This window comes from Streptomyces sp. NPDC002868, from assembly GCF_055563295.1.
In genome coordinates this window covers 101723-114750 of record NZ_JBVHDR010000009.1, presented here as the reverse complement: position 1 = coordinate 114750, position 13028 = coordinate 101723, and the positions used below count along the sequence as shown (strand labels likewise).

Annotated in this window: 11 protein-coding genes, 1 tRNA gene and 2 pseudogenes; 10 read left to right on the top strand and 4 right to left on the bottom strand. The window is 67.4% G+C overall.

Annotation, left to right across the window (positions count from 1 at the left end; genetic code table 11):
- Positions 1-176 precede the first annotated feature (176 nt).
- A pseudogene (locus ACZ3H8_RS25810) lies at positions 177-285 on the top strand (helix-turn-helix domain-containing protein); the annotation flags it as partial.
- Positions 286-327: 42 nt separating this feature from the next.
- Here ACZ3H8_RS25810 and ACZ3H8_RS25805 read toward each other — a convergent pair.
- Positions 328-876, bottom strand: a complete 549-nt coding sequence (locus ACZ3H8_RS25805) for a tellurite resistance TerB family protein (RefSeq protein ID WP_467405680.1) — start codon at positions 874-876, stop codon at positions 328-330.
- Positions 877-975: 99 nt separating this feature from the next.
- On the opposite strand from ACZ3H8_RS25805, the pseudogene ACZ3H8_RS25800 reads away from it, so the two are divergent.
- Positions 976-2052 (top strand): annotated as a pseudogene (locus ACZ3H8_RS25800) (tyrosine-type recombinase/integrase); the annotation flags it as partial.
- 1851 nt (positions 2053-3903) lie between these two features.
- On the opposite strand, the gene ACZ3H8_RS25795 reads toward ACZ3H8_RS25800, so the two are convergent.
- Together ACZ3H8_RS25795 and ACZ3H8_RS25790 are read right to left on the bottom strand one after the other, a co-directional pair.
- Positions 3904-5418, bottom strand: coding sequence for a peptide deformylase (locus ACZ3H8_RS25795; protein ID WP_467405678.1), 1515 nt, complete (start codon positions 5416-5418; stop codon positions 3904-3906).
- Positions 5419-5642: 224 nt separating this feature from the next.
- A complete protein-coding gene (locus ACZ3H8_RS25790; protein ID WP_467405676.1) occupies positions 5643-6020 on the bottom strand; it encodes a GntR family transcriptional regulator in 378 nt (125 codons plus the stop codon).
- A 166-nt stretch (positions 6021-6186) separates the two neighbouring features.
- On the opposite strand from ACZ3H8_RS25790, the gene ACZ3H8_RS25785 reads away from it, so the two are divergent.
- Genes ACZ3H8_RS25785 through ACZ3H8_RS25765 form a run of 5 tightly spaced genes read left to right on the top strand, consistent with a single transcriptional unit; the run spans position 6187 to position 10046 of the window.
- Positions 6187-6564 (top strand): hypothetical protein, encoded by a 378-nt coding sequence (locus tag ACZ3H8_RS25785; protein ID WP_467405674.1) that lies wholly within the window; start codon positions 6187-6189, stop codon positions 6562-6564.
- The gene (locus ACZ3H8_RS25780; RefSeq protein ID WP_467405672.1) at positions 6561-7292 is read left to right on the top strand and encodes a helix-turn-helix domain-containing protein; all 732 of its coding nucleotides are present in this window, start codon (positions 6561-6563) and stop codon (positions 7290-7292) included. The genes ACZ3H8_RS25785 and ACZ3H8_RS25780 overlap by 4 nt, the downstream gene beginning before the upstream one ends.
- 26 nt (positions 7293-7318) lie before the next feature.
- Positions 7319-8701 carry a replication initiator protein RepSA gene (repSA, locus tag ACZ3H8_RS25775; protein WP_467406117.1) on the top strand — a complete coding sequence of 461 codons (1383 nt, stop codon included), beginning with the start codon at positions 7319-7321 and terminating at the stop codon, positions 8699-8701.
- Positions 8702-8703: 2 nt separating this feature from the next.
- Complete coding sequence (locus tag ACZ3H8_RS25770; protein WP_467405670.1) at positions 8704-8913, top strand: helix-turn-helix domain-containing protein; 210 nt, start codon at positions 8704-8706, stop codon at positions 8911-8913.
- Positions 8913-10046 (top strand): tyrosine-type recombinase/integrase, encoded by a 1134-nt coding sequence (locus ACZ3H8_RS25765; RefSeq protein ID WP_467405668.1) that lies wholly within the window; start codon positions 8913-8915, stop codon positions 10044-10046. Before ACZ3H8_RS25770 ends, ACZ3H8_RS25765 begins: the two co-directional genes overlap by 1 nt.
- Before the next feature lie 89 nt (positions 10047-10135).
- Here the strand turns inward: ACZ3H8_RS25765 and ACZ3H8_RS25760 are convergent.
- Positions 10136-10209 (bottom strand) — tRNA-Thr (locus tag ACZ3H8_RS25760).
- A 176-nt stretch (positions 10210-10385) separates the two neighbouring features.
- On the opposite strand from ACZ3H8_RS25760, the gene ACZ3H8_RS25755 reads away from it, so the two are divergent.
- From ACZ3H8_RS25755 to ACZ3H8_RS25745, 3 genes are all read left to right on the top strand, one after another.
- Complete coding sequence (locus tag ACZ3H8_RS25755; RefSeq protein WP_467405666.1) at positions 10386-11522, top strand: ABC transporter ATP-binding protein; 1137 nt, start codon at positions 10386-10388, stop codon at positions 11520-11522.
- 211 nt (positions 11523-11733) lie between these two features.
- Positions 11734-12156, top strand: coding sequence for a hypothetical protein (locus ACZ3H8_RS25750; RefSeq protein WP_307662627.1), 423 nt, complete (start codon positions 11734-11736; stop codon positions 12154-12156).
- A 62-nt stretch (positions 12157-12218) separates the two neighbouring features.
- Complete coding sequence (locus ACZ3H8_RS25745) at positions 12219-12941, top strand: nucleotidyltransferase family protein (protein ID WP_467405664.1); 723 nt, start codon at positions 12219-12221, stop codon at positions 12939-12941.
- Positions 12942-13028: the final 87 nt, after the last annotated feature.

The window sequence follows — 13028 nt, the reverse complement described above, 5'->3', positions numbered from 1 at the left end:
CACCTGGGACCAAAACGTCGGGCATCAACTGGGACTAGACACTCCGCCGGAACCGATGTCCGGTCTCGGTTGATGCTTGACGCGGTGGCTTCACCTGATGCTTGACACCGCTTTCCTCGGCTTGGCTGTGCGCCTGGGTTGGGCGCATGGGGAGGGCCGGGGCCGTGCTGGTGGAGTTGAGCGTGGCCGAGCACCGGTATCACGCGGTCATGGGGGGCCGCAGGAATTCCGGTCACTCAGGTCGCAGCACGGTATGGGGTCTCAAGGCAGTCGGTGCACTCCTGGACTCCGCTGGCCGACGGCGACAGGCGGTGCGGTGGCAGGTGGTCAGATGCCGAACTCCTGCGGGGACAGGCCGAGCACAGAGCATGCTTCTCGCAGGACCTGCTCTTCGGCCGACGCGACGAATCCGTCCGCACCGGCGACGACGAAGCCGGTCTGCACGACCGCCCTGGCCTCCGTCGGCTTCTTCGCCGCCTTGGCGATTTCCTGCATGACCTCCGCCTTGCCCTGCTGGAAGTTGAACGCCAGCTGGTCGACGTGCTTGTTGAACCGCTGCCGCAGCTGGTCGGAGGGGAAGTTCTGCAGGACGTCGTTGTTCAGGATCAGCGACTCCACATGCTGCCGCTCGGCGGGGTCGACATGCCCGTCGGCGGCCGCGACCAGGGCGCACATCGCCATGCTGGCGTCCCGGTAGGCGCCGCTCTTCAGCTCCGCCTTGAGGGAGGTGAGCTGGGACTTGAGCGTGTTCACCAGTTGAGCCCGCGATCCGCCGGCGGACCCCGCACCCGGCCGCCCGTGGCCGCCAGAGCCCCGCGTCCCCTGCGACTGCTGCAGATTCTTGGCCTGGTCCTTGATCCGATCCCACATCGCCACTCGTGCCACCTCGGCTTCTGCCCGTGTCGTTCCGGTCGTCCGCGCGCTTTCCGCCCGGCCTCGTGCCAACGCCTCCCGGCCCCCCGAAGTTCCGCGGCCGCGGTCTACGTCCTCCAGCCGGACGGCACCCGCGCCCGGAAGTTCGCCTACGGCAAGACCTGGGCCGAATGCGACGCGAAACGCCATGACTAGCTCGACAAGGTGGCAAGCGGCACCCCCCTTGTGCCCAGTCGATCCGCCAAGCTCTCGGAGTGGCTGTCGTACTGGCTGGACGATGTGGTCAAGCCGCGCCGCAAGCTCAGCACGTACGACAAGTACGAGGCACACGTGCGCCTCTGCCTCACCCCGACTCGGTACGAAGCGGCTGGAGTCGCTGAGCGTCCCGGACGTTCGGCGCTTCCTCCTCCGGCACGAGAAGCAGACCACCGCGGCGACCGCCATGGAATCTCACCGCGTGCTGCGTACGGCCCTCTCCGCGGCCTGCCGCGAGGAGCTGATCACCCGGAACGTGGCCAAGCTCGTAGGGCCTCCACGAGCCGCCGCACGGGAGCTTAGCCCTGGTCCCTCGACGAGACCCTGGACTTCCTCGCAGCGGCTTGCGGGGACCCGCTGTACGCCGCGTTCGTGCTCGCCATCGCCATGGGTCTCCGGCGCGGGGAGAGCGTTGGTCTGCGCTGGCAGGACATCGACCTTGAGAACCGCGTGCTCCTGGTGCGGCAGCAAGTGCAGCGCCGCCGCGGTGTCCTCTACAACGACGAGACCAAGGGGCGTCGCGCCCGCGCCGTGCCGCTGCCCGCGATGTGTATCGCTCCCCTGCGCCGGCACCGGATGCGGCAGCGCGCGGTGTACGAGGGCGCCGGGATCGACTGGACCGGCACGGGCTACGTCTGCACGACGCGGACCGGCCGACCTATCGAGCCGCGGAACCTGCACCGGTCCTTCGTCCGCGTCAGCGAAGTGGCCGGCCTCCGGCTCGTCCGGCTGCACGACGCCCGGCACGGCTGCGCCACGCTGCTGACCGCCGCTGGCGTCGCTCCCCGTGTGGTGATGGAGATCCTTGGGCACAGTCAGATCAGTCTCACCATGGATGTCTACACGCATGTGGTGCAGGACACACAGCGCGAGGCCATCAGTCACATGGACCGACTGCTCAAGCGTCGCCCGCGCCGTGAGTGATCAGGGCCGTTGATGTCACATTTGGATGTCAAAGACCCCCAGCCTTGATCGGCTGGGGGTCTTTTCGCTGGAGCCTCCTGTCGGGTTCGAACCGACGACCCCCGCTTTACAAGCGAGGTGGGGCGAATTTGGTGCTCACCTGGGTAACGCTGGCTTCGGCGCCTGCGACATCTGAGCTCCGCTGGTAGCCGCCGTTCCCCGTGAGTCCCCGCTCCATCTGGCACGCCTGTGGCACGGGCTGACCCTCTGGTCTGCTCGGCTGGTCAGTCGGTCGTCTGAGGCCGATGCCGGTCGGATGCGGTCGCGGTGGTTGCTGTACCTCGCTGCTGTACAGCACAGCGGGCTGACCACGGCCTTAGGAGTTCGCTCAGGCGATCGTCACGGCGAGCAGTACACGATGGCAGTAACAGTGGTAGACACGCCGTCGGTTCGAGTGTTTTGGGCCTCAACAGCCCAGGTGTCGACGTCTTCCCGCTGGTCGACAACCGGGAAAGTGGAGGCGCTCGCGACGAAACCGCCGGAGATCGCCGTCTGACCGGTAGCACAGTCGGCACGGGACGTGCTGGAACCGCCCGCAGGCACCGTGGCGGGTTCGCCGGTTACTGCAGTGAGGGTGACGGTGCCGGGCGGGCCCGTTGGTCCGGTCGGACCCGTCGGGCCGGTGTCACCCTGCGTGCCCGGCGTGCCCGGCGTGCCCGGGTCGCCCTGCGGCCCCGTCGGACCCGTCGGGCCGGTGGCACCGGCCGGGCCAGTGGCACCGGTCGGGCCCGTCCCTCCCCTGCAGTGGTCCCTGTCGCCGAGGATCGACACGCCCTCGCACTTATCGTCTCCGCCGCCCGGGCCGCTCGACGCGCTCACGCGTTCACCCATGCTCTGAGCCGCGGCCGCGACCGGACTGACCACCCCGGCGGCCAGGACCAGCGTGAGCGAGACGATCGTGCCGCGGGCCTTCCACTTGTCTCGACGGGGCACAGGCCCCAGCGGGGACGCTGTCCTAATGTCAGGACTCATGTACTTACTCCCTGTTTCAGTCGGTTTGTCCGAACTCAGAGCTGAGCTTGACCCGTGGGCAGCCGATCGATCGTCCCGCTCGACAGGAACGCGCCGATTGTCGGCAGATCGGAGTAATCGACCTGTCCAGATAGGTGCCTTTCGTCCGCCGATACGCACTCGGGGGCGCCCGGCCAATCGGGCTGAGCGTCCAACTTCGTGAGGTCGGTGGAGCGGCTTTGGCCGGTGTCCTGCCCGGTTTGGGGTCGAGCATGATCAGGGGGCCGTACGCTTGCCGGCTACTCGGGCAGGCTTCACCCCTGCCCGCAATGTGTCCGAGTGGCCCCCTGGTCTTGCTCGACGCGGGACCCGAATCGGGGAGTGTGGGTAAAGCCGTGGAGCCGACCGTCCCCACCCCCGGCCTGGTTCTTTTCGCCCCCTTTGTGGGCGCGGGCGGGCGACGACGTGCGGCCCCGGTGGCGTAGACATGGAGGGGCAAGCGCGGCGGCGTCCGGCCGGCGCCGCCGCGCCTTGGCGCGGCACCTCTGATCGCTGCATCAGACTGCTACCGCAGTTCAGGAGGCCGGGAAAGCAGACGCCCCAAGCGTCAACTGTGGTGTTCTCCCGAGCCTCCACCGCGGTATCCCGGTGCTGGGTGGCCTGGTGTGCTGCTGCCTTCTGGGGACCACTCGGGTGCATGAGGGGGCAGGGGACAGGGCCGTGCGCGTGTGGCTGGACTGCGGTGCGGAGACTGGATTGGCAATGCCCTCGCTCGCTGACCGAGCACCGGTCGGGCAGCGAGCGAAGCGAGCACTTGATGAGGTAGAGAAACCTGTAACAGGCCTGCGGCTGCTGGTCCGGTCAGGAGGTGGCGTTGTCAGGCTGGTAGGTCCATGTGTGGCCTGTGCCTCGGTACTCAGAGACCGGGATGGGCACTGCATCGGGTCGCATGCGGGACGTGTACAGGACGCCGTTCAAGTGATCGATTTCGTGGGCCACGAGACGCGCCACTGCATCCTCGAAGATCGTGATGCCTCGGTTCCCGTCGATGTCTTGGTGCTCCACGCTGATGCTGCGCGGGCGCGGGACCATGCCCCGGACGTCGAAGAAACTCCAGCATCCTTCGTAGTGCTCATCCTCCTCGCTGGACTCCTCCACAACCCTCGGGTTCAGAAGAGTGATGGCCTCCCCCGCTGCCGTGCGGACGATTGCGGCTGCCCGGTCAATGCCAAGCTGCGGTGCGGCCACACCCATGCCCTTGCTGAACTGATGAATCCCTGCCGCTCGTTCCGCGGCGGAGTTCAGCTCGGCGACGACTCGGCGCGCATCTTCCGCCTCGCCAGGCAGGTCGAACGCTCTCGCCTGCGTGGTGAGGATGGGGTCGCCAGCTTGAACAACTCCGATGGACCGCATCTTTTCGCTCGCGCTCTTCGGCATGGTCGGAGTGGTCTCCTCGTGCTCAGGTCGGGCTCGGAACTTCCACTCCAACCGGTATCGGGCGTGCAGCGGCGGCTCGTCAGTGGTCCACGAGTAGATGCGTCGATCGTCGGCCGCATTTTGGTGAATCGCTGTTCGGAAGGGAAAGGCTGCTGCGGTCATCGTCGTCTCGGTGCCCCAGACGGCTGGGTCCAAGTCGGCTGGGAAGTTCAGGCGAACGCTCATGCGCTCAGTCGGCAGACGTACCGCACGCTGGAACCAGGTGCCCCACTTGTCGTCTCTGACGGTGTACGAGTACTCGATCCACGTCGTCTCACCGGGGTAGAGCGGGTAGCGACCGTCTTCGTTCTCGAAGAGAAGCCAGAGCTCTTTGAAGGAATCACGGTCGTGCTGGACGCGCCATCCGATCGGCTCGCTGCCCACCTTCGCCTTGAGGCTGATCTCTTCCCACGTAAGTGGGTTCTCTCGGTACAACCGATTGGAACGCTCAGGGTTGCCTGGGTAGCGATCGACTGAGATCCGGATGAGGTACCGCGCGATTGGGTCGGGGCTGGCGTTGTAGAGCTGCCGTCGCTGGGTTGCCCGGTAGGTGTTGCCGTCGTAGTACAGCTCCGCGTCGTCGTGTTTCACGATCACGCTTGCGGGCTGGCTATCGGTTGGCGCGAACTCAGACCCATGCTGCTGAGGGACTGTCTCAGCGCGCGACGGGGTCGCGATCTCAGAGAACGCCCGCCGAAGTGCCCCGCCCGCGTGTAAGACGCGATCGGCCTGCTCGGCAAAGGCTCGTGCCGGCCGCTGTTGTCCGCCCTCGACCTTGGAGACGTAAGAGGGCGTGTAGCCAACGGCCTTGGCCAGCGCAGATTGGGACAGTCCCCTGACGTCTCTCCACCGCTTGAGCTCCGCGATGAACGGCTCGGCTGCTGGCGTCTCGTGGGACATCTCGCCTCCGCTGAGGGCTGTGCCTATGAGTGATCTGTGAGTGATCGGCTCTCAGCCTGTAATCACTGCCGTGACCTGCGTTTCGCTGGATTTGCCAGGACGGAAGCTACAGGACTGAGAGGGGTCGGCGAACATGACGCCGGAAGAAGTAGCCAGCATTTTGGAGCAGTTGGAGCGAGTCACAGTCGAGGTGGACCACCTCGCTCAGCGGCTCCGTGCGTTGACTACGAAGGACGGGTCCGGTCTGCGGCCAGCTCCTCAAGCTCCGCCACGCGCTCCGAAAGATCCCTGACCGTTGCCTGCAAGGCATTGAGGTGCTTCGTGATCTCGACAAAATCAGCAGATCCCTGGGGCTCCTCATCGACCGCAGGCAACTCCGCGCGTACAAAGCTTCCCCGGCCCGGGCTCGTGTAGATCAAGCCCTCGGATCGCAAGATCTCAACGGCGCTCTGCGCGGTCATTACCGCAACGCCGTACTGCTCAGCCAGCTTTCGCACAGAGGGGATCTTCGCGCCGGGTGCCAAGTCCCCTGAGTGGATCTCAGTGCGAATGGCGCTCGCTACCTGGCGCGAGGCGGGTTCGGAGTCGGGGCTGAGGCTCATTCGCTGAGCGTATCGCCGAATCCGTCCTAGGGCACCCAGGACTCTTGCCACACTTGGAAATCCGTGTACTGTGACACCTAGGACACGCAATACAGATCGGAGGGCGGCGCTCCTACCGCCAAGCAGTTTCGCCGCCCTCCTTCGTCCCTGGAAGGGAGCTTCCATCATGCCCGCGACGCTCACTGCTTCGCACTCTGTTCTGTCCCCGGCCACGGTGGCTGAACTGCCGTACGTCTCGTTGATCCTCGCGCTGTACGCCTCGGACTACGACCGGGACCGTCACGCAGCCCCCGACAAGATCGCCGCGTTCATCATCGAGGGCGCGAACCGTTGGGGCCTGGAAGAGCTGATCGTGCGGACATGCCGCCTGGTGACCTTCTGGCAGTACTGCGACGACCGGGTAGCAACGTCCGAGACGTGGTCCGCTCACCAGTCCTTGTTCGACGGCGACCGGATCATTCGTTGCTCCGGCGTCCTGGAGGCTCGTCCGCGAGCTATCCGCCGGGCCCTGGCCGCGCTGGCCGCTGAGGCGGTGACCGCGTGACTACCGCGACGATGACAGCGAACGAGCGGCTGCGTGGTGCGCTGGTCGCGGCGAACGTGACGATTGAGGGTCTGTCTCGTCGGCTCGGTGTTGATCCCAAGTCGGTGGAGCGGTGGATCACTTCGGACCGGACTCCGCATGCGAGGAACGCGCACGCTGCGGCGAAGGTCCTCGGCGCTGATCCGTATCACCTGTGGCCGCGTCTGGAGGAGCGTCACCGCTCGACTCCGGCACCGCGGGATGAACTGGTGGCCTGCTACCCGACGCGTGGCGCTGTCCCCTACGCGCTGTGGCGCTCGACCCTCGCTGGGGCAACGGCCGTGATCGATCTCGCGGTGGCCAATCCGCTGTTCTTCGTGGACGCGGTGTGGGACCTGTCCGCGCTGCTGGCCGACAAGGCCGCGTCCGGCGTCCGGATCCGCATCATCACCCCTGCCGAAGGGGCTGCGTCGATCGCGACCCTGACTGAGGTGTTTCCCGGGCTGGCCGACGCGCCCGGTCTTCGGCTGGCCATGCATACGGGCTTACGGGCCGATCTGCTGCGCGCCGATGACGACCTGATGGTCGCCACCCCTGTGGACGGTCTCACCCCGGCTCTGGCTCCGGTGCTGCATCTGCGCCGTCTGGGTCCGGCTCCGCTGACGAGCGGCTACCTCACCGCCCTCGATCACCTCTTCGCGACCGGCACCCCGATCACGGCTCCCCGGCTTCGGGCGGTGGCTGCGTGAACCAACTCGCTGTTTCCCCGGCGGCCGTGGCTGATGTCGCGGCCGCTGTGGGCACTGACCCGATCACCCTTGCGGACATGCTGCGGGTCGCCAGTGACCCAGACTTCGACCGCTGGCAGCACCAGGTGCGCCGCACAGGCGGATGCGCCAACCCCATCCATCTGACCGGCTGGACCGTCACGCAGGACAAGGCGACAGGCCAAACCCTGCACAGCTACTCCACCGGAGACGAACCTGGGGGCCGTCTGCGGATCGCCTGCGGCAACCGCCGTGCCTCCCGCTGCCCCTCTTGCGCCTGGACTTACGCGGGGGACACCTATCACCTGATCATGGCCGGTCTGGTGGGCGGCAAGGGCGTCCCCAACACCGTTGCCGAGCGTCCCCGTGTCTTCGCGACGCTGACGGCTCCGTCATTCGGACCGGTCCACAATCGCCCCGCCTCCGGCTGCTGCCGCTGCGGCACTGCCCATGGCGAGGACGATCCCGCCCTGGGAACGGCGCTCGATCCCGAGCGCTACGACTACGCCGGGGCGGTGCTGTGGAACAACCACGCGGGCGCACTGTGGCAGCGCTTCACCATCTACCTCCGCCGCGAAGTCGCTGCTCGTGCGGGGCTCACCCAGGCCGCGTTTCGGGACCATGCCCGGGTCTCGTTCGGGAAGGTCGCAGAGTTCCAAAAGCGCGGAGCGGTGCACTTCCACGCCATCATCCGCATCGATGGACCAGAGGGCCCGGACACCCCGGCCCCGGCCTGGGCCACGGTGCAACTTCTCGATGACGCGATCCGTGCCGCCGCATCGCGGGCCACGGTTCCGGTGCCTGGTGCCGGCCGCTTCCCCGCGCGGACGCTGCACTGGGGAACACAGCTCGATGTCCAGCCCATCGGAGCCCTGGAAGACCAGGCCGACGTCACCGAACAGGCCGTGGGCGCGTACGTGGCCAAGTACGCCACCAAAGCGGCAGAGACGACCGGCACCCTGGACCGTCGCATTGGGGAACTGCATGAACTGGACCGGCACACCGAACTGCCCAACCACACGCGGCGTCTGATCGAGGCCTGTTGGGACCTGGACGCGCACTATCCGGAACGGCTACTCGCGCACTGGTCCCACATGCTCGGATTCCGCGGTCACTTCTCGACCAAGACCCCCCGCTACTCCACCACCCTCGGAGCCCTGCGCGGAGCACGAGCCGACTGGCGCGCACAGGAAGAACGACGCGGACGCGAACTGCCCCAGCTCGACCAGGACGACGACACCACCCTCGTGCTTGCGCACTGGGAGTACGCCGGACAGGGCCACACCCCCGGCGAATCCTGGCTCGCCGCCTCCATCGCCCGAGAGCTCAAGGAGAACCGCGACCTCGGCCGTGAGATGAGGGCGGAAGCTGAAGCCGAAGGGGAGTGGTGACCATGGATCGACTGCTCACCGTGGACCAGGTCGCCGAACTCCTCGGCACCACGGTCCGATTCCCTCGGCGGCTGATCGAGGAACGGCGCATCACGTACGTGAAGGTCGGTCGACACGTCCGCATCCCCGAAAGTGCCGTCACTGCCTTCGTCGCGGCGAACACGATTGAGCCGGTGACGGTACTCCCTCCCAACCTGCGGAGGGCTGCCTGATGGCCAATAAGAAGGGCAACCGACGGCGGTTCGGCTCGGTTCGACAGCTCAAGTCGGGGCGGTGGCAGGCGCGGTATCGAGACCCCGCCACGGGGCAACTCCGCAGCGCGGAACAGACTTACGCGACCAAGACGGACGCTGAGGTAGCGCTGACACACATCGAGGCTGATATCTCGCGTGGGCAGTGGGCTGACCCGGACAAGGCAGCTGTGCCGTTCGCTAAGTACGCGGACGCTTGGCTGCGGGATCGCAAGCTGGCCGGCCGCAGCAGGGAGCGCAATGAAGCAGTGATGCGCCTGCACATCAAGCCGACGTTCGGTGCCGGGACGCTGGCCGATGTCACCACGTCGCGTGTGCGGGCCTGGCGCGGGAATCTGCTCGCCGCTGGCGTGGGGGAGCCGACCGTCGTCAAGGCGTATCAGATCTTGCGCGCCATGATGAACACGGCCGTTGACGACGAACTGATCCGCCGCAACCCCTGCCGGGTCAAGGGAGCCGACCGATACGACGTGCCCGAACGGCCGGTGTTGACGGTGGCCGAGGTGTACGCCGTCGCTGATGCCATTGCCCCGCGGTACCGCCTGCTTGTCCTGCTTGCAGCCTTCACCACTCTGCGGTTCGGTGAGCTGGCGTCACTGCGGCGCCGGGACATCGACGTGACCGGGTGCGTGGTCCTGGTCCAGCGGGCTCAAGCGGAGATGCAGGACGGGAAGCTGTTCGACAAGGCTCCTAAGTCGGCGGCTGGCGTTCGTTCCGTCGCATTCCCGGGCGAGATCCTGGCGGACGTGGCTGAGCACCTGGAGCGCTACGCGGGTGCCGGTCGAGATGGCCACGTCTTCCTCGGTCCCCTGGGCGGCCGACTCCGCCGCAGCAACTTCCGGGACGACTGGATCAAGGCGCGCATCAAGGCGGGCATCACTGCTGACGTCCACTTCCATGACCTGAGGCATACGGGGAACACCTTGGTCGCCGCCGGGGCGAGCACCCGGGAGCTGATGACGCGGATGGGGCACAGCAGCACGCGGGCCGCGCTGATCTACCAGCACATGACCGCCGACCGCGACCGCGCCCTCGCCGACCGTCTGGGAGCCATGATCCGCGAAACCAGCGGGACAGCGGAGGCCGAGTCCTAGCGGGCATGTGGCACGTGTGTGGCACGGCCGCGATCATGCGAAAGGGCCAGTTCGTAGGGATCAACCCTCTGAACTGGCCCTTCGTCGTGAGCCTCCTGTCGGGTTCGAACCGACGACCCCCGCTTTACAAGAGCGGTGCTCTGGCCAGCTGAGCTAAGGAGGCAGCCGTAGCAGTGTAACCAACGCCCGCACCGCCCCGGTCGAAAATTTCATCGCCCCCCACCTACTGACAGACCGGGCACCGCCAGGTAGCGTCACGGCAGGTCCACACAGGTGGACTACACCACTCCCTTACTCGGATCGTCCGGCACGTTCCTGCCGGTGAAGGAGAACATCACCATGGCCACTGTCACGTTCGACAAGGCAACCCGGATCTACCCGGGCACCGAGAAGCCCGCCGTCGACCAGCTCGAGATCGAGACCCAGGACGGCGAATTCCTCGTCCTCGTCGGCCCCTCCGGCTGCGGCAAGTCGACCTCCCTGCGCATGCTCGCCGGTCTCGAGGACGTCAACGCCGGTTCCATCCGCATCGGTGACCGCGACGTCACGCACCTGCCGCCCAAGGACCGGGACATCGCCATGGTGTTCCAGAACTACGCGCTCTACCCGCACATGTCCGTCGCCGACAACATGGGCTTCGCCCTCAAGATCGCCGGCGTCAACAAGAGCGAGATCCGCAAGAAGGTCGAAGAGGCCGCGAAGATCCTCGACCTCAGCGAGTACCTCGACCGCAAGCCCAAGGCGCTCTCCGGCGGTCAGCGCCAGCGTGTCGCCATGGGCCGGGCCATCGTCCGTGAGCCGCAGGTCTTCCTCATGGACGAGCCGCTGTCGAACCTCGACGCCAAGCTCCGCGTCTCCACCCGTACGCAGATCGCGAGCCTGCAGCGCCGCCTCGGCATCACCACGGTGTACGTCACCCACGACCAGGTCGAGGCCATGACCATGGGCGACCGGGTGGCCGTCCTCAAGGACGGTCTGCTCCAGCAGGTCGACTCGCCACGCAACATGTACGACCGCCCGGCCAACCTCTTCGTCGCCGGCTTCATCGGCTCCCCGGCCATGAACCTCGTCGAGGTCCCGATCACCGACGGCGGCGTGAAGTTCGGCAACAGCGTCGTCCCGGTCTCCCGCGACGCCCTGACCGCCGCCGCCGACAGGGGCGACACCACCGTCACGGTCGGCGTCCGCCCCGAGCACTTCGACGTGGTCGAGCACAACGGCTCCGCCGCCAAGGCCCTCACCAAGGACAGCGAGGACGCCCCGGCCGGCCTCGCCGTCTCGGTGAACGTCGTCGAGGAGCTCGGCGCCGACGGCTACGTGTACGGCTCCGCCCAGGTCGGCGGCCAGCACAAGGACCTCGTCGTCCGCGTCGGCGGCCGCTCCGTCCCGGACAAGGGTGCCGAGCTGCACGTCGTCCCGCGGCCGGGCGAGATCCACGTCTTCGCGACCTCGACGGGCGAGCGCCTCAGCGACTGACCCGACTCACCCCACCCCAATTCCGGAGAACGGCCCCGCACTTCACCGCGGGGCCGTTTTTCGTATGTCGACAAATACCCCGGCACATCGGTCATTTCACGGTCATTTCGATCCCGTACGTCAACGCCTGATTCGAAAAACATCATCGAACCATCCCCCGGCCGGGTGACTAAATGTCGCCAAATCATTACTGACCGCTACGCTCGCTCGCGTGACCCACACAGCCCGCCGAATCGGCCGCACTCTCGCTCTCGTTCTGCCCGTCGTCCTGGTGCTCTCCGGAACCCTCGCGGTCACCAGCGTCCCGTGGGCAGGCCGGAGCACCGAGTCGCAGATGCTCACCGCCTCATCGGAGAACGTCTCCGTACGCGCCAAGTCCCGCGCCCCGCAGGACGTTCTGCGCGACCAGCTCCTCACCGAACTCCAGGAGAAGGACGCGGGCACCGCCCTCACCCACCTCCAGCGCGCGGTCGAGGAGCGCCCCTCGCTCGCCAGGCACTGCATGGCGCTGGCCCGCGCGCTCGGCCGCGCCGCCGTCGACCGGTACGGCCCCACCCGCGCCCAGACCTTCTCCCGCCCCGTCTGCGACACCTCCTTCGCCTCCGGCGTCTCCCAGCAGACCCAGGGCAGCTGAGCAGGCAACTGACGGGGGAGCTGACCGGCGGGTCCCGGCCCGCGCCGCATATCGTTCACGGCATGCATACGCCTACGTTTCCGACGCAGGCCGTGGTCCTGGCGGGCGGCCAGGGCTCGCGGCTGCGCCCGTACACCGACGACCGCCCCAAGCCGATGGTCGAGATCCCGGGAACCGGGACCCCGATCATCGGCCATCAGCTTGCCTGGCTGGCTGCCGAGGGCGTGAGAGACGCCGTCGTCTCCTGCGGCCATCTCGCCGAAGTCCTCCAGCAGTGGCTGGAGACCGCCGACCTGCCGCTGCGGGTCACCACCGTCGTCGAGACGGAGCCGCTCGGCCGCGGCGGCGGCCTCAAGTACGCCGCCGCCAGCCTCCCGCACCCGGACCAGCCCTGGTACGCCACCAACGGCGACATCTGGACCCGCTTCTCGCTGCGCGACATGGCCGCCTTCCACGCCGAGCGGGACGCCATAGCCACCCTCGCCCTGGCCCGCCCCAGGATCCCCTGGGGAGCCGTGGAGACGGACGCCTTCGGCCACATCACGGACTTCATCGAGTCCCCGCCGTCGCCGTATCTCATCAACGCGGGTGTGTACGTCTTCTCCTCGGCCTTCACCGCGCTGCTGCCCGACCTGGGCGACCATGAGCGCACCACCTTCCCCCGTCTCGCCCGCGAGCGCCGGCTGGCCGGCTTCCCGCTGCCGAACGGCGCGTACTGGCGGGCGATCGACACCGCCAAGGACCTCACCGAGGCCGCCAAGGAGCTCGCCGCGCAAGCACGTTGACGGCTCCCCGGCGCTCCCGGCGCTCCCGGCTCACAGGGATCCACGCCGAAGGGGCGGCCACCGCACACCGCGGTGGCCGCCCCTTCT